Origin of the sequence: Flagellimonas ulvae (genome assembly GCF_049333175.1) — a bacterium.
Taxonomy (GTDB): Bacteria; Bacteroidota; Bacteroidia; order Flavobacteriales; family Flavobacteriaceae; genus Flagellimonas.
Genome location: NZ_CP186325.1, coordinates 1986178 through 2009073, shown reverse-complemented (window position 1 = coordinate 2009073; position 22896 = coordinate 1986178). Strand labels below are relative to the sequence as shown.

Annotated in this window: 25 protein-coding genes; 9 read left to right on the top strand and 16 right to left on the bottom strand. The window is 40.4% G+C overall.

Features of this window, described 5'->3' with window-relative positions:
* The 3 genes from ACOKFD_RS09270 to ACOKFD_RS09260 all read right to left on the bottom strand — a co-directional run bounded on the left by ACOKFD_RS09270 (window position 1) and on the right by ACOKFD_RS09260 (window position 1972).
* Window positions 1–600, bottom strand: a complete 600-nt coding sequence (locus ACOKFD_RS09270) for a LemA family protein (protein WP_422860954.1) — start codon at window positions 598–600, stop codon at window positions 1–3.
* A 65-nt stretch (window positions 601–665) separates the two neighbouring features.
* Window positions 666–995 (bottom strand): MerR family transcriptional regulator, encoded by a 330-nt coding sequence (locus ACOKFD_RS09265; protein ID WP_298997442.1) that lies wholly within the window; start codon window positions 993–995, stop codon window positions 666–668.
* Window positions 995–1972 (bottom strand): M23 family metallopeptidase, encoded by a 978-nt coding sequence (locus tag ACOKFD_RS09260; protein ID WP_422860953.1) that lies wholly within the window; start codon window positions 1970–1972, stop codon window positions 995–997. The genes ACOKFD_RS09265 and ACOKFD_RS09260 overlap by 1 nt, the downstream gene beginning before the upstream one ends.
* Before the next feature lie 105 nt (window positions 1973–2077).
* Between ACOKFD_RS09260 and alaS the strand changes: the two genes are divergently transcribed.
* Genes alaS through ACOKFD_RS09240 form a run of 4 tightly spaced genes read left to right on the top strand, consistent with a single transcriptional unit; the run spans window position 2078 to window position 6943 of the window.
* Entirely contained in the window at window positions 2078–4696 is a 2619-nt protein-coding gene (gene alaS, locus ACOKFD_RS09255) for an alanine--tRNA ligase (RefSeq protein ID WP_422860952.1), read from the top strand.
* Window positions 4697–4729: 33 nt separating this feature from the next.
* Entirely contained in the window at window positions 4730–5362 is a 633-nt protein-coding gene (locus tag ACOKFD_RS09250; protein WP_422860951.1) for a hypothetical protein, read from the top strand.
* A 10-nt stretch (window positions 5363–5372) separates the two neighbouring features.
* The gene (locus ACOKFD_RS09245; RefSeq protein WP_422860950.1) at window positions 5373–6320 is read left to right on the top strand and encodes a GSCFA domain-containing protein; all 948 of its coding nucleotides are present in this window, start codon (window positions 5373–5375) and stop codon (window positions 6318–6320) included.
* Window positions 6317–6943, top strand: coding sequence for a DUF4230 domain-containing protein (locus ACOKFD_RS09240; protein ID WP_422860949.1), 627 nt, complete (start codon window positions 6317–6319; stop codon window positions 6941–6943). Before ACOKFD_RS09245 ends, ACOKFD_RS09240 begins: the two co-directional genes overlap by 4 nt.
* Here ACOKFD_RS09240 and ACOKFD_RS09235 read toward each other — a convergent pair.
* The 3 genes from ACOKFD_RS09235 to ACOKFD_RS09225 all read right to left on the bottom strand — a co-directional run bounded on the left by ACOKFD_RS09235 (window position 6911) and on the right by ACOKFD_RS09225 (window position 9589).
* Window positions 6911–8668, bottom strand: a complete 1758-nt coding sequence (locus tag ACOKFD_RS09235; RefSeq protein WP_422861016.1) for an aromatic amino acid hydroxylase — start codon at window positions 8666–8668, stop codon at window positions 6911–6913. The two genes, ACOKFD_RS09240 and ACOKFD_RS09235, sit on opposite strands and share 33 nt — an antisense overlap.
* Window positions 8669–8763: 95 nt before the next feature.
* Window positions 8764–9357, bottom strand: a complete 594-nt coding sequence (locus tag ACOKFD_RS09230; RefSeq protein WP_422860948.1) for a DUF4136 domain-containing protein — start codon at window positions 9355–9357, stop codon at window positions 8764–8766.
* A gap of 67 nt (window positions 9358–9424) precedes the next feature.
* Complete coding sequence (locus tag ACOKFD_RS09225; protein WP_422860947.1) at window positions 9425–9589, bottom strand: DUF5522 domain-containing protein; 165 nt, start codon at window positions 9587–9589, stop codon at window positions 9425–9427.
* A 168-nt stretch (window positions 9590–9757) separates the two neighbouring features.
* Between ACOKFD_RS09225 and ACOKFD_RS09220 the strand changes: the two genes are divergently transcribed.
* The 4 genes from ACOKFD_RS09220 to hemL are packed head-to-tail and all read left to right on the top strand — an operon-like array spanning window position 9758 to window position 13127.
* Window positions 9758–10087 carry a hypothetical protein gene (locus tag ACOKFD_RS09220; RefSeq protein WP_422860946.1) on the top strand — a complete coding sequence of 110 codons (330 nt, stop codon included), beginning with the start codon at window positions 9758–9760 and terminating at the stop codon, window positions 10085–10087.
* On the top strand, window positions 10088–11002 hold the full coding sequence (locus ACOKFD_RS09215) for a 1-aminocyclopropane-1-carboxylate deaminase/D-cysteine desulfhydrase (RefSeq protein WP_422860945.1): 915 nt from the start codon (window positions 10088–10090) through the stop codon (window positions 11000–11002).
* Window positions 10999–11850, top strand: a complete 852-nt coding sequence (locus tag ACOKFD_RS09210; RefSeq protein WP_422860944.1) for a glucosaminidase domain-containing protein — start codon at window positions 10999–11001, stop codon at window positions 11848–11850. Before ACOKFD_RS09215 ends, ACOKFD_RS09210 begins: the two co-directional genes overlap by 4 nt.
* Window positions 11847–13127, top strand: coding sequence for a glutamate-1-semialdehyde 2,1-aminomutase (gene hemL / locus ACOKFD_RS09205; RefSeq protein WP_422860943.1), 1281 nt, complete (start codon window positions 11847–11849; stop codon window positions 13125–13127). Before ACOKFD_RS09210 ends, hemL begins: the two co-directional genes overlap by 4 nt.
* A gap of 11 nt (window positions 13128–13138) precedes the next feature.
* On the opposite strand, the gene ACOKFD_RS09200 is transcribed toward hemL, so the two are convergent.
* The 7 genes from ACOKFD_RS09200 to ACOKFD_RS09170 all read right to left on the bottom strand — a co-directional run bounded on the left by ACOKFD_RS09200 (window position 13139) and on the right by ACOKFD_RS09170 (window position 18991).
* Window positions 13139–13360, bottom strand: coding sequence for a hypothetical protein (locus ACOKFD_RS09200; RefSeq protein ID WP_422860942.1), 222 nt, complete (start codon window positions 13358–13360; stop codon window positions 13139–13141).
* A 12-nt stretch (window positions 13361–13372) separates the two neighbouring features.
* Window positions 13373–14734, bottom strand: a complete 1362-nt coding sequence (locus tag ACOKFD_RS09195; protein ID WP_422860941.1) for a S8 family peptidase — start codon at window positions 14732–14734, stop codon at window positions 13373–13375.
* Window positions 14735–15039: 305 nt separating this feature from the next.
* Window positions 15040–16197: an MFS transporter gene (locus ACOKFD_RS09190; protein ID WP_422860940.1), complete on the bottom strand. Its 1158-nt coding sequence runs from the start codon at window positions 16195–16197 to the stop codon at window positions 15040–15042.
* 90 nt (window positions 16198–16287) lie between these two features.
* Complete coding sequence (locus ACOKFD_RS09185) at window positions 16288–16785, bottom strand: hypothetical protein (RefSeq protein ID WP_422860939.1); 498 nt, start codon at window positions 16783–16785, stop codon at window positions 16288–16290.
* Between the two features lie 100 nt (window positions 16786–16885).
* Entirely contained in the window at window positions 16886–17617 is a 732-nt protein-coding gene (locus tag ACOKFD_RS09180) for a hypothetical protein (RefSeq protein WP_422860938.1), read from the bottom strand.
* A 133-nt stretch (window positions 17618–17750) separates the two neighbouring features.
* Window positions 17751–18143 carry a hypothetical protein gene (locus tag ACOKFD_RS09175; RefSeq protein ID WP_422860937.1) on the bottom strand — a complete coding sequence of 131 codons (393 nt, stop codon included), beginning with the start codon at window positions 18141–18143 and terminating at the stop codon, window positions 17751–17753.
* A complete protein-coding gene (locus ACOKFD_RS09170; protein ID WP_422860936.1) occupies window positions 18143–18991 on the bottom strand; it encodes a hypothetical protein in 849 nt (282 codons plus the stop codon). The genes ACOKFD_RS09175 and ACOKFD_RS09170 overlap by 1 nt, the downstream gene beginning before the upstream one ends.
* A 166-nt stretch (window positions 18992–19157) precedes the next feature.
* On the opposite strand from ACOKFD_RS09170, the gene ACOKFD_RS09165 reads away from it, so the two are divergent.
* The gene (locus ACOKFD_RS09165) at window positions 19158–19577 is read left to right on the top strand and encodes a DUF1348 family protein (RefSeq protein WP_422860935.1); all 420 of its coding nucleotides are present in this window, start codon (window positions 19158–19160) and stop codon (window positions 19575–19577) included.
* Window positions 19578–19636: 59 nt separating this feature from the next.
* On the opposite strand, the gene ACOKFD_RS09160 is transcribed toward ACOKFD_RS09165, so the two are convergent.
* From ACOKFD_RS09160 to ACOKFD_RS09150, 3 genes are read right to left on the bottom strand one after another with little or no spacing between them, the layout of a single operon-like run.
* Window positions 19637–20074 (bottom strand): DoxX family membrane protein, encoded by a 438-nt coding sequence (locus ACOKFD_RS09160; RefSeq protein ID WP_422860934.1) that lies wholly within the window; start codon window positions 20072–20074, stop codon window positions 19637–19639.
* Window position 20075: 1 nt separating this feature from the next.
* On the bottom strand, window positions 20076–20723 hold the full coding sequence (locus ACOKFD_RS09155) for an HmuY family protein (RefSeq protein WP_298997499.1): 648 nt from the start codon (window positions 20721–20723) through the stop codon (window positions 20076–20078).
* Window positions 20724–20736: 13 nt separating this feature from the next.
* Window positions 20737–22857 (bottom strand): TonB-dependent receptor plug domain-containing protein, encoded by a 2121-nt coding sequence (locus ACOKFD_RS09150; RefSeq protein WP_422860933.1) that lies wholly within the window; start codon window positions 22855–22857, stop codon window positions 20737–20739.
* Window positions 22858–22896: the final 39 nt, after the last annotated feature.

Here is a 22896-nt window from a genome sequence, read left to right as displayed (position 1 = left end):
TTAATCAAATTGAAAATCAACATCAGGGGCATCTTCCGCTCCTGGTTTGGAACTGAAGAGGGCAAGAGCCTCGAAATTTGCGATACTGGCAATGAAATTTGTTGGGATTTGTTGGATTTTAATGTTGTATTCCCCTGCCAAATCATTGAAACGATTTCGTTCCACATTGATTCTGTTCTCGGTACCTTCCAACTGGGACTGTAGTTCCAGGAAGTTTTGGTTGGCTTTTATGTCTGGATAGCGTTCCACAGTGACCAATAGTCTTGAAAGTGCAGATGAAAGTCCGGTTTGTGCTTGCTGAAATTCTGCTAGCTTTTCAGGAGTAAGATTGTTTATGTCGATGGAAGTGCTAGTTGCTTTGGCTCTCGCTTCAATAACATCAGTAAGGGTTCCTCTTTCAAAATCTGCAGCGCCCTGTACAGTTTTGACCAAGTTTCCAATTAAATCACTACGGCGCTGATACGAACTCTCCACATTGGCCCATTGTTTAGTAGCTTGGCCTTTCATATTAACTAGATTATTGTTGGTGTTTACATACCAGCTTACCAAGCCAAAAATGATAACTCCAATTACAATTAAGGGAATAAGCCATTTTTTCATGTTTCTTTTTTTAAGTGTTTATTATAGTTATTTGATAGGTGTTCAAAAAGGCAATTTTGTTACAGCTACAATTGGTCTTTGATCTTAAGAAGTTCAGCCTTTACCATTTGTAGTTTTTGAATGACTTCAAACTTGGAAAGTGTCTTTTGTTTTTCTTCTTTTAAATGGATTTTGGCGCCTTCCAAGGTAAACCCGCGTTCTTTCACCAGATAGTAGATGAGTTGTAGATTTTTGATGTCCTCTGGGGTGAATTTCCTGTTTCCCTTAGCGTTCTTTTTTGGTTGAAGCACATCAAACTCCTTTTCCCAAAAACGAATTAATGAAGTATTTACACCAAATGCTTTGGCCACTTCGCCAATGCCGTAGTACCGCTTTTCAGGAAGGTCTATGTGCATTAATCAAGGGATTGATTCTCTTGGTTGGCAAACTTGAGCATGTTTTCAAACTCTTCGGCCGTCAAACTTCCATAATAGAAGTTAATAGGATTGATACGCTCGCCATCTTTCCAAACTTCGTAGTGTAAGTGAGGGGCTTCAGAACGTCCAGTATTGCCCACAAAACCAATCAAGTCTCCTCGCTTGACCTTTTGACCAACACTTACGTTGTATTTGCTTAGGTGGGCATACAAGGTCATATATCCGTAACCATGGTTGAGTCGAATATGCTTGCCATACCCTGATGACCTATTGTCTGCGCGAATCACTTCTCCATCTCCAGGCGCGTAAATTGGCACACCTCTAGGAGCTGTAAAGTCCATGCCCCAATGCATTTTTCGTGCTTTGGTAAAGGGGTCGGAACGCCATCCAAATCCTGATGCCATTCGTTTAAGGTCTTCGTTACGAACAGGTTGTATTGCAGGAATAGATGCTAACAGTTTTTCTTTTTCTTCCGCAAGCTTGGCAATTTCATCCAACGATTTTGATTGGATAACCATTTGTTTTTGGATTATGTCCAGTCGCTTAGTGGCATTGACTATGATTTCCGAATTATTGAAACCCTCCAAGGACTTATATCTATTAATACCTCCGAAACCGGCCCTGCGCTGTTCCTCAGGAATAGGATTAGCCTCAAAATACAAACGATAGATATTGTTGTCCCTATCTTCGATACTGGCCAAAACCTGCTCAATCTGCTCCATTTTCCGGTTAAGAATATCAAATTGAAGCTCATAATTTTTTACTTCCCTTTCCAAAGAAAGCTCCTTGGGAGTATTTAGCCAACTGGTATTCAATAAAACAATGAGTGATAAAAAACCAAAAAGGGCAGACCCTAGAATTAAGAAGGTGAGATTTCTATATTTTCTCGACTTCTTGGGTTCTATTTTTCGATACGAGAGCGTATCCGGATCGTAATAGTATTTAACTTTATGCATGAAGGGAAATTATCCTATTTTTGCCCATTCTTTTTTATCAAAACAAACAAATATAAAGATTGTTTTGCACAAAGTGTTAAATTTAATAAAACCCTAGCAAATCCAATGACGTCCCAAGAAGTTAGAGCCCAGTTTTTAAACTTTTTCAAGGGGAAGGAACACAAGATTGTCCCATCAGCCCCCATGGTCATTAAAGATGACCCCACACTGATGTTCACCAACGCAGGTATGAACCAGTTCAAGGAATTTTTCTTGGGAAATTCAGAGGCTAAGTCCAAAAGAGTTGCAGATACTCAGAAATGTCTTCGGGTAAGTGGAAAGCACAATGATTTGGAAGAAGTTGGCAAAGATACCTACCATCATACCATGTTTGAGATGTTGGGGAACTGGAGCTTTGGTGATTATTTTAAGAAAGAGGCTATTGAATGGGCTTGGGAATTGCTTACAGAGACCTATAAAATTGATAAAGACAGTCTTTATGTCTCGGTTTTTGAAGGAAGTGATGATGCGGATAATCTGGAAATGGATAAAGAAGCTTTTGATTTATGGAAAAGGATTGTGCCTGAAGACCGAATTATCATGGGCAACAAAAAGGACAATTTTTGGGAAATGGGCGACCAAGGCCCATGTGGCCCCTGTTCTGAGATTCACGTAGACATACGTTCCAAAGAGGAGAAAGCTAAAGTGCCTGGTGCAACATTAGTGAATCAAGACCATCCGGAAGTAGTAGAAATCTGGAATTTGGTCTTTATGCAATACAATCGAAAGGCAGACGGAACTCTGGAAAGTCTTCCCCAAAAGCATGTGGATACAGGTATGGGTTTTGAACGTCTCTGCATGGTCCTGCAAGGGGTTAGGTCAAATTATGATACTGATGTGTTCACTCCGCTTATCCGAGAGATTGAAACCATAACCGGGCATAAATACGGCAACAACGAAGATGTGGATATTGCCATTCGCGTTGTGGCCGATCACGCCAGAGCGGTAAGTTTTGCTATCGCGGATGGACAATTACCAAGCAATAATGGTGCAGGCTATGTAATCCGTAGAATTTTACGTCGAGCCATTCGATATGGATTTACTTTTTTGGATACTTCCAAACCTTTTATGTGCCAGTTGGTCAAGGTTTTGGGTGAAACGATGGGCAAATCCTTTCCTGAATTAAAAGAACAGTATCAGCTGATTGAAAATGTAATTAAGGAGGAGGAAAACTCATTTCTTTCGACATTGGAACAGGGGCTTGTGCTTTTGGATTCGATAATAGCTTCTTCAAAGGACAAGACGATTTCGGGTGAAAAGGCCTTTGAACTTTATGACACCTTTGGGTTCCCTATCGATTTAACCGCATTGATTCTTGAGGAAAAAGGTCTTCAACTGGATAAAGCAGGTTTTGACAAAGCTCTCCAAGAGCAAAAAGACCGTTCAAGGGCAGCTTCAGAGATTTCCAAAGAAGATTGGACCGTTCTTGCTTCGGACTTGGAACAGGAGTTTATTGGATATGACAGCCTTGAAACCGAGGTAAAAATTGTAAAGTACCGAAAAGTAAATACGAAAAAGGATGGTGATCAATATCAATTGGTTTTTAATTTAACGCCTTTTTATGCGGAAGGTGGCGGTCAAGTTGGGGATAAAGGGTATTTGGAAGCCCCCAATGGAGACGTAACCTATATTATAGACACCAAAAGAGAGAATAATGAAATTGTTCATTTTTCGGAAACCTTGCCAAAGAATATTTCAGAAACTTTCAAGGCTTCGGTAGATAAAAAACAACGTTGGCGAACCGCTAGCAACCACACAGCTACACATTTGTTGCATCAGGGACTTCGAGAGGTATTGGGCGGTCATGTGGAGCAAAAAGGCTCCGCAGTACATTCCAAGTATTTGCGTTTTGATTTTTCCCATTTCTCCAAGCTATCTGTGAAGGAGTTGCGGGATGTGGAAAATTTTGTGAATGCACGTATTGAGGGACAGCTTCCGTTGGAAGAAAGTCGAAATGTGCCCATTAAAGAAGCCATGGCAGATGGCGCTATGGCGCTTTTTGGAGAAAAATATGGAGATACGGTCCGAACCATACGTTTTGGTCAATCCATTGAACTCTGTGGAGGTACCCATGTGAAGAACACTGGGGATATTTGGCACTTTAAAATAGTTTCGGAAGGCGCGGTAGCTGCTGGTATCCGAAGAATTGAAGCGATTACTTCGGATGCGGTCAAAAAGTTCTATTTTGACAATAACCGCATGCTCTACGAAATAAAAGACCTCTTAAACAAAGCTCAAGACCCGGTTAAGGCCGTTGAGAGTCTTCAAGATGAAATTGCATCGTTGCGCAAACAAGTGGAACAGCTTTCCAAAGACAAGGCAAAGGGACTGAAAAACGAACTTGTTGCTGAATTAAAGGACATCAACGGGATTCAATTTTTGGCCAAAAAGGTCGATTTAGATGCTGCTGCCATTAAGGATATGAGCTTTGAGATGGGGAACCAAATATCCAATCTGTTCCTCTTACTGGGGGCGGATAAGGATGGAAAAGCATTGTTGTCCTGTTACATTTCGAAGGATTTGGTGTCCAATAAGGGACTGAATGCTGGCCAGATTGTTCGGGAGCTTGGAAAATTCATTCAAGGCGGAGGAGGTGGACAGCCCTTTTTTGCAACAGCAGGGGGAAAAAAACCATCAGGTATTGAAGAGGCCTTTGAACATGCCAGGGGTCTTGTGACCGAATAAAGCAAAAACATGCGATTCTTTAAATTGAGAACCATGAATTGGAAGTATATTGTTGGTGAAATTCTCTTGATCTTCGTGGGCATTAATCTTGCCATATGGTTCAATGATTGGAATTCTTCCAAGACCATTCAAAAGGATAAAGAAATCGCACTTACCAAAATCAAGGAAGAAGTTGAAAACAACCTTCAACAACTTTTGGACAGCAGGGAACAAAACCAGAAAATACCTCTTTTTTACACAGAATTGGACAGCCTAAAGAATGAAGAAGAGGATTTGGTTCTTGACCCCGAGATTATGAGAGGTTTTGTTGGAAAATATGCGCACTTTTTTACTGCGATAGATTCGGTGCCTACTGTGGATGGGAAATATAAGTATGAAGGGGATACATTTATTAACCTTGATATTACTGATTTGAGCAGCATAGCATGGGATATATCTAAATCCACCGGAATATTTCATGAATTTGGTTTCGATTGTCTTTATAGGATGCAGGGCATGTACAACACCCAAGAACTTGTGCAAAACGAACTTCGCAAAGCCACAGAAGCTCTCAGCAATAAATCGATTGATGATCTTGTTCGCGTTTTAACCTTCATGGACCAATTGGAGGAGCAGCTCGAGGAACAATACCGAGAAATGATTGTGAATATCGATAATTGCAAATAGTTGATAAAAGATGAAATTACAGACATCGGTTCCCCTTAGTAAAGCCCAAAACTCCATCGATTATACTAGCACAATTTTTCTGATGGGTTCATGTTTTTCTGAAAATATTGGAGATAAATTTTCCTATTTTAAGTTTCAATCAACTCAAAATCCTTTTGGAATCTTATTTCATCCTTTGGCCATTGAAAAACTGATAACACGTGCCTTAACTGATAAAAAGTATGATGCTTCGGATATTTTTGAGTTTCAGGAGCGCTGGCTAACTTTTGATGCACATTCCAGTGTGGGGCAGAACTCAGGGGAAAACCTAATAGATACGCTGAACAACGCGCTCTTAAAAACCAAAACCCAGCTTGAAAAGGCTTCGCATGTGATTATTACTTTGGGAACAGCTTGGGTGTATCGGCATTTGACAAGGGATGTTATAGTCGCCAACTGTCATAAAGTCCCCCAAAAAGAATTTGAAAAGAAGCTGTTGGGTATCGATGAAATTGTTGCTTCCTTACATCGTATGATTCAGTTGGTTCATTCTGTAACCAAAAATGCTGAATGCATATTCACTATTTCCCCAGTACGCCATTTGAAGGATGGGTTTGTGGAAAATCAGTTGAGCAAGGCTCATTTGATTGCAGCAATACACCAGTTGCAGAATGAAAACGTGAACTACTTTCCTTCTTACGAAATTATGATGGACGAACTTCGTGACTACCGATTTTATGATTCAGATATGGTGCATCCCAATGGGCTTGCCATTGACTATATCTGGGAAAAGTTCATGTCAACTTGGATTTCTGAAGAAGTTTATAGCATTATGAATGAGGTGCAGTCCATTCAAAAAGGAGTATCACACAGAGCATTCAATCCAAATTCCGAAGCACACAAAACTTTTGAAAAAAACCTTCGTGTAAAAATTGAGTATCTTCAAAAAAAATACCCTTCTATAAAATTCGATACATGAAAAAAGTACTTGCTGGAGCTTTAATTGCACTGGCATCAGTATTTATATATAAGTCTTGCTCCGAAGATAAAGAGCAGACAAGGATGCTAAAGGAGAGTTCCATGCTTATTCAGCAGCAAATAAAGAATGTCTCCAAGCTGATTGTGTCCGAAGGTCATTTTTCGGAAGTATATAATTACAAAGAGTCCAAAGAGCTTTTCGGTACTTGGTTTACTGCAGAAAAAAAGGCGTTGGTAGTGGTCAATGCCGAAGTAACCATAGGTTATGATTTAAGTAAACTGGAGTATGAATTGGATGAAGAGAATAGGATTCTAAAACTCCAAAATTTGCCTCAGCCCGAAATTAACATCCATCCTGATTTTGAATATTATGATATGCAGGCTGACTACTTCAATCAGTTTAGTGCCAACGATTACAATCAAATAAAGGATACTATAAAAGCATCGCTCTTAAAAAAGGTCAAGACATCATCACTGGTGACCAATGCTGAAAACAGATTATTGAGTGAACTTTCCAAAATTTATATACTCACTCAGTCTATGGGTTGGACCTTGGTTTATAATGATGAAGAAATTAAGAGCGAGGATGTCTTACGGGACCTTGGTAAAACTATGATTGACTAATTCAATACCATCATCAATAAGACGGCCCACGGAAGGGTTTTCCAGTTTCACGTTTTCTAAATGCTTCAGTATTTCCTTTTGAAGCTTTTCATTTTCTTTTTTCTTGGCCAGCTCATAGATTTCAACAGGTAAGAGCCAATCTAAGGGATGCTCTTCTTGTACTTCATCAAAAACTTTGCTCATGGAAACTGTAGTGTTTTTTCTCGTCCTCAAATCACGAATTCGCTGATAATAATCTTCTAACTGAAGTCTTTTGGTATCTTTTTTAACCTTAATGGTGGTTTCCGTGAGTTCGTGGGTAATCAAATTGAAGCTTTTTAAATCTGCGGGGCCATTGTAGGCTGAAACTATTTCTTGGCCAACGGCCATGTGATAGTATCCCCAATTAGGTAAGAAAAGTAAGGTGCCATCGTGGGTTACCGTACAGTCCTTAAAGGTGATAAGAATAATTTTTCCCTGTAGATTTCGTGTGCCAGTAACAATGATTCCTTCAACGATTACTCCGCCTTCAAATTCCAAGGATACTTTTTCCCCTTCAAAGATGTTGTAGGCGCGTAAGTCCCTTGGACTCATGTCCTCAATTGCCAAATTGATACCTTTTAATTTGCCAATGGGAGAGCCAAATCCCTCAGGATGCTCTAAAATACCGTGACCAACCAATTCTTTTTCCCTGTATGCTAAAGCTGTAGAACCTACAGTTCTAATATAAATGGGTTCTCCTTTATGTTCGATTATGCTGTGGAACTGCCCGGAAATCTGTATTCCCGTACTTAATTCAACAGTGCCCAAGGCTTTGGATTCAATGAGTTTTTGAGCTCCTGAAAGCCCTCCGGTCCTTAAAGCCATAGTATTTGCAAAATCTTCCAAAACTTGACTTAAGTGAGCAAAGTTTGGGGTAACAAATAGCTGCGGTTGAGGTTTGGTAATATCAAAAGGCGTTTTCGCGGCTTCTAAGGTGTACGGTAATTTTACGACATCGTCTTTTAAGCACCATTCACTTTCTCCAATAGAGGAAAGCAAGCCCGCTCCATAGATTTTGGGGTTTTCCAAAGTCCCAATAAGGCCATACTCCACAGTCCACCAGTGCAAATTTCGAATGAGCGCCATTTCACTAGGCGTTCCCATATTTTCTTGAAGATATTCAATGTGCTTCTCAGCAGTCTCGATTTCTTCCTCCGGGGTTCCATGAGCCTCTTTGATAATGGAAAGATGCCTTACCGCTTCATATAGTTCATAATCCTTTGCACTCGAGATGGCTTTGCAGCCAATTTCACCAAAACGTCTCAAATATTCTGCGTATTCAGGATTTGCAATGATTGGTGCATGTCCTGCACCTTCATGAATGATATCTGGTGCCGGGGTATATTCAATGTTTTCCAATTGTCGAATATCCGAAGCAATCACTAGCACATTGTAAGCTTGAAACTCCATAAATGCAGAAGGAGGAATAAATCCGTCCACGGCAACAGCGGCCCAACCAATTTCCTTGAGAATACGATTCATACCATACATGTTTGGTATGTCATCAATAGAGATTCCCGTCAAATCCAAACCATTTACATAAGAACTGTGGGCCACTTTACTGAGATAGTCCACATTCTTCCGCATTACATATCGCCATACTGCCTGGTCTACGGCTGAATACTGCTCATAATCCTGAGGTTTTATAAATTGCTTGAGATGTGTGGGAAGCTTGTCCAATATGGGGTTTGACTCGTATGCCATCATTGAAAATTTGGTAGCCTTAAAAATACGAAATCCTTTGCGCTTAAAGGAGAGTTGTGATAAAAAAACCGCCCTTAAAGGGCGGTTATAATACTTTAGTTAGAGGCCAATTGTGAGGCCGTAGGATATTTTTCTAGGATTTCAGCAACAAACTGCTTGATTCTCTTTTCCTTTTTCTCAATGTTTTTGATGTTGTTAAGTGTACCTACACCGCGGCCCTGCCATACCAGTTCCTTATTCTTGGTGTCTATCACGTCAATGTAAAGTGATCCTTCAGTGCGCGTGGAAACGTTAGGTCCAAAACCACCACCCCAGCCAAAACCAGGACCGAAAAGCCAAGGATTGTAGAATCCTCCTCCCCATCCGAAGCCGCCCCATCCAAATCCAAAGTTGTTGTTGTATACATCAACACGCTCCCGTTCTTTGGTAAAAATGCTTACCAAAACATCCGGTTGTTTGGATTTTGCAAAACCTCTAGCAGCCATCTCTGTATCGATTGCTTTAAGAATTCTTTTTTTGTCCAAATCCGAAATCTCGGCTTTGTCTATGCCTGTTTTGTAGAAAGCATAGGTCTTATAAGTATTAAAGTTCGCTTCCTTATCGTAGTCCGTTACTACTCTTACCGATGAGCAGGAAGCTAAAAAAACCAGAGCCAAAATGGGGAGTGTAAATTGTTTTAATCTTTTCATAGTACTTTTTTTTTGAGTTCATTGAATCCTTGAATAGGACATCACAAATATTATGCCGAAAACCAAGCTAAATAGAGCGGTTATTCGTTTTTTTGTTATAGCCATATGGGCAATGCCTGCAACCACTCTCACAACAATAACCGCGCTTTAAATGGTACTTTTCTGTAAACACCTTATACCCCTTTTCGGAGAGATAATAATCCCCTTCCTCCAAGGGAATCCGCTTTTTCATAAACAATCCATCATTGATACCTTAAAAATAACCCAAACCCATGAGACCACCTAAAAAATGGAATAGACAACTTAATTGTGTTATTCACCGAAAATGTTAATGTTATTCATCGGGTGTACATACTTTCTCACTGTTTTAACAGTTATCTTTGGATGTAAGATTTTTGCTATGATTGTTATCTTCAAGCACTTCTTTTACCGCAATTACGTAGGCTTGTCCCTTTGGCCCTTTATAATCCTTAAGGAAGATGGGCTGAAAAATGATGAAGTGCTGATTAATCATGAACGTATCCATTTGCGTCAACAAAGAGAACTTTTTATTGTGCCCTTTTATCTTTTGTATGTTGCTGAGTGGATATTACGTACGATATTGTATCTGGATAGCTACCGAGCTTATCAAAACATAAGTTTTGAGAGAGAAGCATATGCGAATGAAAAAAACCCAGAATACCTTTCCAATAGAAGTGCTTTTAGTTTTTTGGATTACTTGGTTCGATAAATGAATCCATCTGCCATTTCTAATCAAGAAGTAGTGCTCCCAGAACTTAAGGAAAAGCAAATCCGGCTTTTTATAAAAAGGGAAGATACCATCCATCCTTTTGTGTCGGGAAACAAGTATCGAAAGTTAAAATACAATCTCAAAGAAGCGATAAAAAAGGAATTTGACACACTGCTGACTTTTGGAGGAGCCTATTCCAATCATATTGCTGCCACAGCTTTTGCCGGAAAGGAAGCAGGATTAAAAACCATTGGGGTGATTAGGGGAGAAGAGTTGAAAGATAAATGGAGAGAAAACCCAACATTAAAGTTGGCCCAAGAGCATGGCATGAGATTGCATTTTGTGTCGCGGGAATCATATCGAGATAAAGGAACTCATGATTTTGTATCTGGGCTCAAAGAAACCTTCGGTCCCTTTTATTTGATTCCTGAAGGTGGTACCAATACACTCGCGGTAAAGGGTTGCGAAGAGATTTTAACCGAATCTGACCAATATTTTGATTTCATCTGTTGTTGTGTTGGTACCGGAGGCACTATTGCAGGACTTATCAATGCGTCCCATTCCCATCAAACTGTTTTAGGCTTTCCGGCACTTAAAGGAGATTTTCTAAAAGAAGATATCCGTAAATTTGTTCAGAATGATAGATGGAGATTACTTTCAGAGTATCATTTTGGAGGATATGCCAAAGTGGATAAAAGCCTGATTGCTTTCATCAATGCCTTTAAAAAAGAAACTGGAATCCCATTGGATGCGGTTTATACTGGAAAAATGGTTTTTGGTATTTTTGATTTGATAAAAAAAGACACTTTTAAAAAAGGAATCCAAATTTTGGCCATCCATACAGGAGGATTGCAAGGAATAAAAGGTATGAACCTAACATTGAAAAGAAGAAATTTACCGCTATTGGACGTATGATTAGGAGAATTGGATATGTGCTGGCACTGGTCTTGGTGTTTACGGCTTGTAAATCGAAAAGAAGAGCAGTGGCACGTCAAGCTAAACCTGTTGTTGAAGTAAAAAAAGACCGAAACCCCAATAAATACCTTGGGAAAGATGGTCCCACCGAAGCAGAATTGTATCCTATGCCGGCCAACCCTGGCCAATTTGTGAAGTTTCCCATAGCTGATACCCAAGAATATATTGAAACCTTCAAGGAAATAGCACAATACGAAATGCGTGCCTTTGGTATTCCTGCCAGTATAACGCTTGCACAGGGTATCTTGGAAAGTGGTTCTGGTCGTGGTGAACTTACTCGAAAAACCAACAATCATTTTGGGATTAAATGTCATACCGGTTGGGACGGTGAGTTTGATTTTCACGATGACGATGCTAAAGGGGAGTGCTTTCGCAAATACAACCATCCTATGTACTCGTTTAGGGACCACAGCATCTTTTTGTCAACCCGCTCGCGTTATAAGTTTTTGTTCAATTACAGAAGGGATGATTATAAGAAATGGGCCCATGGATTACGACAAGCTGGATATGCTACGGATAGAAAATATCCACAAAAGCTGATTGCACTTATTGAACGGTACGATTTGGACAGTTATGATGATGAAGTGGTACGAGGAGGACTGGATGCGGCTAGGCAACCCAAAGAATACGATGTGTTTACCCACAAAGTCCAAAAAGGAGATACGTTGTACGCCATTTCAAAAAAGTATTCTATTTCTGTTGATGATTTGAAGCGTCTGAACAACCTAAGCAACAATACCATATCCATAGGACAAGTACTCAATATTAGGAAAGAGAAATCCAAATGATTTACCAAAGAAGCAGCGCCTTGTTCGCTGAAGCCAAAAAATACATCCCTGGAGGGGTAAATTCACCGGTTAGAGCATTCAAAGCAGTTGGGGGCGACCCCATTTTTGTAAAAGAGGCCAAAGGGGCGTATTTATATGATGAGGACGGTAATCAATTGATAGATTTTATCGCATCCTGGGGGCCACTGATTCTGGGTCACGCCTACGAACCGGTAATTAATGCGGTGATTGAAAAAGCCAAAAAAGGAACTTCTTTTGGGATGCCAACCGAAATTGAAACAGAACTTGCTCAATTGGCAGTTTCCATGGTTCCTAACATTGATAAAATTCGTTTTGTGAACAGTGGTACCGAAGCTTGTATGAGTGCCGTTCGTTTGGCAAGGGGGTATACTGGAAAGGATAAAATCATCAAGTTTGCCGGATGCTACCATGGACACTCCGATGCCTTTTTGATTCAGGCCGGGAGCGGAGCGGTTACTTTTGGAAGCCCAAATAGTCCAGGCGTTACCCAAGGTACAGCAAAGGACACCCTTTTGGCGGATTACAACAATTTGGAAAGTGTAGAGGCTTTGGTCAATGCGAACCAAGGTGAGATTGCAGCTATCATTTTAGAACCTGTAGCCGGAAATATGGGTTGCATTATTCCCTCGGACGAATTCATAAAGGGATTACGCGAACTGTGCACCAAAGAAGGTATTTTATTGCTTTTTGATGAGGTGATGACCGGATTTCGATTAGCAAAAGGCGGAGCTCAAGAGGCACTGGGTATAGATGCCGATATCGTTATGTTTGGAAAAGTAATTGGGGGTGGATTACCTGTAGGGGCTTTTGCCGCCAAAGCTGAAATTATGACTCATTTGGCTCCGGAAGGACCTGTTTATCAAGCTGGAACCCTAAGCGGAAATCCCTTGGCGATGAGTGCTGGATTGGCCATGCTCACTGAACTGAACAATAAACCTGAAGTGTTTACCAGTTTGGCCGATAAAACCGAATATTTGCATAAAGGAATCGCCGATGTACTCACAAAAAGAGGGGTCGCACATCAAATCAACCGTTTTGGTAGTATGGTTTCGGTACATTTTTGTGAAGAACCGGTCGTCGATTTCGCATCATCTGCCAAAGGAAACAATGATAGCTTCAAAAAATACTTTCATGGAATACTGAAACAGGGTGTGTATTTACCTCCATCGGCCTTTGAAAGCTATTTTTTAAATGATGCCCTTAGCTATTCCGATTTGGATAAGACCATCGAGGCCGTTCAGCATTGTGAGTTTTAGATTCAAAATTCCTAGTACAAATCAATCTCAGAATTGGGATAAACTTTTAGAGACGCATCCATAACCTCAAGCTTTTTGGGAAAATCCGAATCTGCCTTTACTTCCATGACATAGTCAGTATCATCCAATTCAGTATGGGATAATTCATCATCGAATTCAACCTCCATCTTTGCTAAAGTTTCCTTTAACTTCTTTAGGTCTGTTTTCTTCGGTATAACGATAAGCCAATTCATGAATAAAACAATCTATAGTTCCCTACACAGACTCCTATAGGCACTGCCTGCATTGATAACTCCATATCCAGTATTAGCATCCCAACCCGGGCTGCCCAAATTTATCGCTCCTTGTATTAAAACATCCTTTAAATCCTTTGGACTTAAATTAGGAAAAGAACTCAATAATAACGCAGCAACGCCAGCCGCAACTGGAGTAGACGCCGAAGTTCCGTTGTCATAGGGTTGAGATGTTCCTCCAGGTCTTTCCGGACCAAAATTACCAAAGAAATGAGAATAAGCGGCGATATCTGGTTTTTCATTGAAAAAACCTCCAGGTCCTTGAGATGAATACCCAATTCTTTCGTGTCTGCTATTTACCGCTGCAACAGTGATTACTTCTTCTAAACTGTTGGAAGCATGTATTGAATTGCCCGGGCCAATACCAGAAGGAAGGCAACTTCCTGAGGGGCATTCCTGCCCACAATTGCCTGCTGCAAAAAACATATGAATGCCCGCACTGACCAATTCCCGAACCTTTCTGTGTATGGGATGGTTTATATCCCAAACTTCATGTCTTGGGGAAAGTTGTTTGTCAGGTTTTCCAACAAATCCATAACTGTTGTTGGTGATATGGGGGGTCCCATCAATTCTCCTTTGATTTAAAATGGCTTGAAACTTGGCCATTGCCCCTCCCGAATTTTGAACTCCTAAAAATGGGTAGTCATAAATTTTACAAGCGGGGGCCGCCACAAGGACATCTGCAGCACACATGGAACCATGGCTGGTTATCGGGGCATCTCCTGGTTGTCTGCTGGCTCCGGCCCTAGAAAATCCCCCAACCACGGGATAGACTTCGCTATTGACCCCTTCATCAACAATTCCTATGACGATATTTTGACCTCTAAATCCTTCATTCCAAATGGATTCAACGGAAAGAAGGGTGCGAATATCATCAATCGAGACACCTTCCCTAAAGGGACGACAATCCAATCCAAGAGCAGAATTGGCAAGGTCTAAAATGTGTTCCGATGGTTGTCCATTATCAAATAGCGTCAATGGGGAGTTTGGCCAGATTTTTACATCTTTCCGATTTTGAATTTCGTCATAGTGCTTATAATCAAATTGACAGGGGATTACTATCGAAGAAGATTCCATATCGCTATTTGTAGTAGCAACCGAAAACTCGGATAAAGCCTTTGTATATGTTTTTCCCTCATACATGGGAATAGGTGCAAACTCACCTGTAACCTCTATCCCTAGTCCGGACATGTCAGTCAGCATTTTTTCAGACTCCTTTACGCTTTCCGCTTCGGATTGACAATTAAGTTCAAATGTTTCAAATGAATTGGAGGTCTGCTGAGCTAACTCTAGTAGAACTTTTACTTTGGCCATAGTAGTTTAATTTTTGGGGTTGATACAATTCTCAAATTTTTATTATAAGTATTTAAAAAGGGTTAACCAGATTGTATCAATATAAAACCATGGTTAACAATAATCTTAGTGCAGTGCGGATGTAAATGTTATTTACATCATCTGCAAAATCGTAAGGGTTAGGGCTAGTTGGTGAGAACTTACAATTTACAGAATCTAGCACTTTTTCCATTGTAATAAATCCTTAAAAAAATTGGGGGTTTTCTGGTAGCAAGAACTTCATTTACGGAATTTTAAAGACCACGGGGTTGGTTTTTGAAGCGTATCTATTTTTTATAGAGTCCCCAAAGTCCCAACACAGGTCCAATTCCCAGAATCATGAAAAGATAATGGGGCGGTATAATTTCTTGAAGAACACCAATTACTTGAAGACTCACTATAGTGATGGAAAAACCTATACAATTGACAATGGTTAGCGCGGTACCTTTCACGTTTGGAGGAGCACTCTGAGCCACTAAAGTGGAAAACAAGGGAGAATCGGCTATAACAACCATGCCCCAAAACAATAAGAAAGCGATAAAAATAGGCAAGGTTGCGTGAATGAGGATAAGAGGGGAGACCAAACAACAGATGCTTGAAAGTGTCAGGGCGGTTGCGGCGGTTGGTTTTGCCCCTTTACGTTGGGAGATGTAGCCCCCCACTACGCAAGCCAATCCACCAATGGCAATAATCCAAAATGACCAAAAAGAAATTCGAAATAAGTAGATACCATGCCATTCAGTATAAATTCCAAGCAAAACTGGGACAAAAGCCCAAAAGGTGTAGAGTTCCCACATATGGCCAAAGTATCCAAAAGCTGCTGCCCTAAAATCCTTCTTCTTAAAAATGGAAAAACAGGCGGTTAAATCTAAATGTTGACTGGGTTTTCGGAAAGGGCCATCAGGCACCAAAAGAACCATAAGCAATCCTCCAAGGACTGCCAGTGCCGATGTAGAATAAATCACATATTGCCAAGGGAAAAGTGCGGTGAGCCATTTTAGAAAGTGGGGCAGGGCTGTACCCACAACCAAGGCTCCTACCAAATATCCCAAGGATTTACCCAAACCCTTATCAAAATAGTCCGAAGCGATTTTCATCCCTACGGGATAGATCCCCGCTAAGAAAAAGCCAGTTGAAAAGCGGGATAAGAGAATGGTCCATCCAGTGGTCTGCCAAACTAAAGTCAGATTACACAACGCTCCTAAAAGGGCACTCCATAGAAATACCTTGGAAGGTGAAAAACGGTCAGTAAGTGTTAGTAGGGCAAAAAGGAGAGTTCCTACAATAAATCCAAATTGGACCGATGCAGTAATATTGCCCAAGCTTTCATTTACCTGAAGCTCAGTAATAAGGCTGGTGAGCACACCATTCCCAGCAAACCAAAGCGAAGTGCAAAAAAATTGTGCAATTACAATAGTAGGCAGAATATGCTTTGGTGGCTTCATGGTCCTATTTTGATTATAACTGTCGAAGGGTTTGGGACAGCTTTACGAAAGTAAGTCTAAAAATATATGCTCTTACTATTAGTATGATCTTCAAAATTTCATAGCGAAGCCTAGTCCATTTCCATTTGCAACGATTTGAAATTCAGGTTGAAACCTATTGTCTGCAGTTGATTTAACAGCAAGGTTATAGGAATCCACCCCTTTATTTGCATTGTTGAAAGCCCTGAAGGATAAATGTATGCTCACGGCTGCAATAGCACCGCCAATATAGGCAAGTTCCCAAGTAGGTTCTCGGTCAGCCGACTGTTGTCCCAATGGAATGCCTATCAAAGCACCTCCAGAAAAAGCTAGAATGTTCGAAAGTAAATTTTGCCATTTAGCCCGCTTGAGAAGCTTATTGGCCTCATTTACGGATTCTGTTGCTGAAACTAGTTGTTTCCAAGTTATTCGTTCCCCGTCCTGATAAAAACGATAGCCTAATAACTTAATTTTCATTTCAATCTCTTTGCTTGATGGTATGCTATCTTGAGCTTGAACGAAGTATTGGGAAAAAAACATGCACAATGCAATAAAAAGTAATTTCTTCATAAAGGTTGATAATCGAATTCCACGAAAAGATAAATCTTATTGGTCAAATACACCTGTTCAAAAGTCTAAAAAAATGATAGTTTTCACTCAATTTTGAGTGTCACCCTTTAATAACATACCGTAAAAAAGTATCCACCGCTTCGGAACGGCCCAAGGGTTCCAAAAAACACGTGTAAACATTAACAAAAACCGCCAAGTAAGTAGCAGGGTGTTTTAGTTTTTGATATTTCCAGGCGGCTAAGAGAATTAGAAGAATAATCAAACCTTGAGTAAAATACACAGGAGGCATAATGGGAATATTGGGCCAATTTTCAAACTGTGAAAAAACAAATACATTCTGTATACCTCGGCCCAGGGCCGGCATCATAATGATGAATACTGTGGTAATCAGCCACCAAGCATGATCTTCCAAGTTTTTCCGTTTGATGATACTCATGATAATAGCATAACCAAAAGCAATGATCATTACAATTTCAACAGCCGCTACTCCCATAAAAAACCATGGTTCAAAAGGGCCAAAGGCATCTCGAAGTTCTGCAGAACGGTCGGCATTCACAATATCCCTGTACAGCATGCTAAAAGCAGTGATGCACACTCCTCCGGCCAAGAACATCCCAATAATTCCATTGGTGCGGTGTCTTTCTAGCTTTCCGTGGGTGGCATAATAGGGTTGAAGAATCAGATAGAGGTACCAGATGGTTCCGGTCCAGTAGTGAATGTGAACCGACCACGCGTTTTCGGTAAAATCACCCCAGTAATCCCTAAAAATCCCGAATTGCATCAACACCATGGGGATAAACATCCACAGATGCAGCGTTTTGTATTTGTTCATAATTGTAAGTATGTGTTAGGGGGAGCTTTTTCTAAAAGCGAGAGGGAATATGCTGAGAACAAGATAGATAAAAGATTCTGGAAAGGAAAATGAAATGGACAAAGTACTAAGTTGAAGAGGTCAAAACCTCTTTTCAAGCATCCCAAGTCTTCTCCAACTTCCCTAAGGCATCCAAAATCGCTAAAGGACTTCTGCTAAAAATGGAGGCGCCCACCGTAACTACACCGGCGGCTATGCTAATGGCTTTTTGAACGTTTTGCAGGTTTTTGTAGGTGTGGGTAATCTTCTCCGTAATGTTGGCGATTCGAGCCAAGGAATCCTCCACATTGGTCATCACTAAAGTGGCTGACATGGTGAAGAGGTCATCGGAATAGGTAAGAATCCTCCTGTGGGACTCTCTTATTTTTCGATTTTGGGCTTTGGTCAAGGCATCAAAATGTTTCATACGATAATCCCCTATGGACTGGGCCAATGCCAAGAATCGATTGGCCAGTTCATTTATTTGTTTTGAGTTAAGTCTAGGCATTACTCGGTTTTTTTGAATTGGGTGATGACAATATCGATTTCATTGGCATAGCTGAAAAGCAATTGCTTGATTTCTTTCGCTTTTAACGTCTCAATGTTCTCGAACAGTTCTTGATGCCCGTCCGAAACCTTTTGCAGCGTTCGGGAATAGATCAGAAGTTGGTTTTGCTTCTTTTTAATCTCATTCAATCTTTGATAATATTCTTGGGTTGCCCGTCGCTTTTCAAACAAGGTTAGTGCATCATTTTTGGTTAAATCAAAGAAATAGGACTGATTTCGTTCCTTTTCGACCTCAAGTTTACCGTACAGATTGGAGGAAAGGTTAAAATCGAGATAGGCCAGTAACTCCTTTATGGGTTCATTCGCCTTGGTGACATAGGTCTTGATTTTGTTTTTTTGCTTGGTATCTCCAAATGCGCGGAAGAGGATTTGTGCCACTTGGGAATAGGAAGCAACTTGTTCCTTTTCAATTTTAATAGAACCAAAATCACCTTCTGTTAAGGCATTTTCAAGAGCTTCGATTTTATACGTGGCCAAATCGTTGTCAGAAAGAAGGGCAAGGCTTTCAAAGTAGCCATAAACCGCATGATAAATCTTCAAGTTTATGCTATCCGCTTTTTTTTCGGAGAGACAGCCACACGTATTCTTATCAACAACAAAATCATTGGTTTTCCTAAAGATGCATCGGTCTGAACAACTTTGTGCAAAGCCGTAATGAATGTTCTCAAAGTTTTGAACACCTTCCAAAGCGGATAGTGAATAATCGGTTACATGCTGAAGATTAAAACAGCTCGCAGCAGTGATACAACAAACGGTAACTAGGCTTATTCGGATAGAGCTTGTTTTCATGAGGTTGAATTGGGGTCATTAGAGCTGCAATGTAGCAAGCATGGATAAGTTACGATTTATCTGTTATTTTTTATGAGAAAAAATCTGGGTTGGACTTCTCAGTTGTCATGAAAAAGTCAGTATTAAGCTCTGTCAACGACTAAACTTATACACATCAAAATAAACAATGGAAAACGAAAAAATAAAACAACCCGTGCCACCTTTTACTTTGGAAACAGCCAAACAAAAAATCCAAATGGCCGAAGATGCCTGGAACAGCAAAGACCCTGTTAAAGTATCCAAAGCATATACCTTAGATAGCGAATGGCGTAATCGTTCCCAGTTTATCAATGGGAGGGAAGAGATTCAACAATTTCTTACCGAAAAATGGGAAGAAGAGCATAACTATAAGTTAAAAAAGGAATATTGGGCCCATGGAGATGACCGTATTGCGGTCCGATTTGAATATGAGTTTCAGAACGGAGAAGGCCAGTGGTTTAGAGCATACGGTAACGAGAACTGGGAGTTTGATGAAAAAGGCCTGATGAAGAAGCGTTTTGCGAGCATCAATGATATTGCAATTACCGAAGAAGAAAGACGCCTATAAAGCATAAAAAAAAGCGGAGTCTTTAGATTCCGCTTTACTGAACAAACTAAATTAACCTATTAAATAGGTTTTATCCATAGCAGGTGTTTCCATTTTTTTTGCTCCTTTAACACCAAAATGATGTTTATGGCAAAAAGCCCCCCGGTTTGTAGGAGTTCACCCATTTCGTCAGATTCTAGAAATAGGTGGAACAAGAAAATATGAAGGGTTATGGGCAGGAGGAATAATGCGCCTATAAATCCAGTGCCCTGAAATACAAGTAGGAGTCCAAAAAGTAGTTCGCAAATGCCAAGTACTTCCCAGAAATAACCGGTTTGCTTGGCCCCGCTGATATACAATATTTTTTGAAGGGTACTTTCTTTTTCGGGTGCTTTGAATTTTTCGGCCTTTTCCACTACTTCGATAGGCGAAGGAATGGGTTTTTGGAACTTTTGGATACCTCCATAGATCATGAAACCTCCTAAGAGTAGACGAAGTGCAATAAATACTACTTTCATTTTATTGGGCTGTTAAATCAGTTTCACCTTCATTAGGGTTGTATACGTAATTGAACGTATAAAACCTGAAGTCGTTATTTGCTATTTCCTCGGTAATTTCAGTTGGAGCATCCCTATAGTAGCTTAATATCTCCACTTTGGCGAACTTACCGTCATGGGTTCTAAAAACGAGAATTTTTCCAGGTAATGGGGAAACAATGTTTAGTGGTTGATTGTAGTTGTACCAACCATTGTCGCTACCCGCAGGAATTGCAAAGGCACCTGTTTCGTCTTGAGCAAAGGTCAATCCATCTGCTGAAGTGACACTGGCAAATGTACCATCTACAATGGCTGCTCCTGCATTACCGTTTCGAATGGGTTCATCATTGGTTCCGGTTTCAGTACCACCATTTACAATAATTCTAAGACCTCTAAAGGCAATGTCCCATTCGGTGTCACTTTCCGTCACGGCACCAGTAGCGAAGCTAAATTTGGTAAACGGCCCGCTAATTTCCCCTTGTCCAAAACCACCTACTTGGGGTGCTGGAATATTGCTGGCTGTGCTGCTTTGCACGGCAATAAACTGTGGTTCATCATTATCGTCATCGCTACAGGCTACAAAGGCCGTAAGCATAAAAAATAAACTGAATAGTTTTAAGGTGGTTTTCATAGTAATCTCTGTTTTAAAATTGAATATTTAATCTTCCAAAAAATTGTATTCCAGGATTCACCTGAATTTGGTTAAGAGCTGTTGAAAAAGGGTTTTCTCCTTTGAAGTCCAGCAGATTATTTGCCCCTAATTGAACCTGGTAGTACTTAAAAAAGGTTTTTCCGAAGGAAAGATTGACCAAGGCAAAGCCATCTACAAAAGAATCGTCAAAATCATTGAGATATCCATTGCCATTGCGGTCTGCAAGTCCAAACCTACTTCGGTATACCACACGAAGGTTGGCGTTGGCATCCCATTGAGGAATCTCCAAGAAAGTTTTAAAGTTTAGGGTATGCCTTGAGCGATTCTCTAGGCCAAAATAGTCATCCCTGCTAATTTCCACAGTCTGTAACGTTTCAGGATCTCTAACAAAACCCCCGTTTTCCTCCAACTCATCTTCCACATTTTTATCAAAGGCATAAAGGAGTTGATACCCCGCTGAAAAACTGAGGTTTTCCAATGCTTCATACTTTAGGTCAACCTCCAGACCTTGGGTGTAGACACTTTCTCGATTTATATACCCAAACACATTCGCACCATTTCGTTTGGTGGCCAATATTCGTGTATCGATTAAATCCGTAAAATCGTTGCGATAGAAGTTTACGTCCCCCCTAAATTTTCCTTTGTTGTACGCAAACCCCAAGTTGTAACCAATAGAACTTTCTGCGTTTAAAGGGTCGCCCAAGTCTTCAAGAGGTACTGGCAATATAGGGCTGCCTGTATTGTCTGTAATGATTTCATCATTAGCTATGAGTCTTTCCAGGCCCTGCAGCTCTACTTCTTTTCCAAATACGGAGTAATTACCTCCTTGGGCATTGGTAAAGTCCAGATATAATTGTCTGAAGTCTGGTGCTTTAAACCCACTTCCTACGGAGCCTTTTATGGAAAAATTGGGCGTGATGGCGTATCGGGCCGATATTTTTGGGCTTAATTGGGAATTGTATACACTATGATTGTCAAATCTGGCCCCAATGATTACGTTCAGTTTTTCAAAGGGCTTAAAATCATATTGGGCAAATACGTATTGTGAGTCAAAAGATACCTGTTCGGCAAAAAGGGAACGGTCCAATGTTTCAAAATTGTAACCGCCCCCTAAGGTTAGGGTGTTGCTCGTTCCGAACGAGTTGTTGAACCGAATTTCTGGACGGAACAATTTTTGGTTAAAATCATTGTCCAAAAGAACCTCGTTGTTAATTGGATCTACGCTCTGTTCGTTGGTAGCATAGTTAGTGTAATAAAACTCATATTCAAATTGTGATTTTTCCGATAATTTATGGTCCAGCCGTAGTTGTACATTTCCATCACGTTCCTCACTGGTTCCAGAAGGGACTTCAAAATCCTGAAGAAAATAGCGTCCTGAAGCGAAAGCTCGAAGTTTATCGGAGAAATCGTAGAATACCCTACCGTTAAATGTGTAATTGAAAAAAGGGTTAATCGTTTGACCTTCATCACCGTTGGCAAGGTCAAATCCATCCGTGCTCAACCGGTCTACGAAAATAGAATATCCTAATTCTTTGTTCCGCTGGTTAATGCTTATTGTCGTGTTTTGGTTGTTGAAAGCAGCGGCACGATGTGTTACTTGTCCGCTTATTTTTGAAGTGTTAGGTTTTTCGGTAATAATATTGATGACTCCACCGAGGGCTTCGGACCCAAATAGGGCAGAAGAAGGTCCTTTAACTACCTCAATTTGTTTGATATTGCCTATTGCAAAACGGCTTAGGTCCAAGTTTCCTGAACTGCGCCCCACCACAGGTACCCCATCAATTAAAACCAAGATATAGTCTGAGGCAATGCCTTGAATTTGAACCCCTTCACCACCTCCAATGGTTGCATCGGGAGTCAGTACAATTCCCGTTTGTTCCTCTAAGATTTCATCCAACCGTGTTACTCCAGACCGTTCAATTTGTTTTTTGGGAATAAGTGTTACTGGAAGAGGTAGAGAAGACAATTGGCGTATGGTTCGGGTAGCGGTTACTACCACTTCATCTAGATTTTCAGTAAGAATGGAGTCTTTTTTTAGCTCTTCTTGGGCCAACAGACCAGAGCAGGTTAGGAGAAGAAAAATAATCAGATAATTATTTTTATTTAGACTCATTCTTCATTAGATTTGTGGCAAATATATATTTTATTTTAA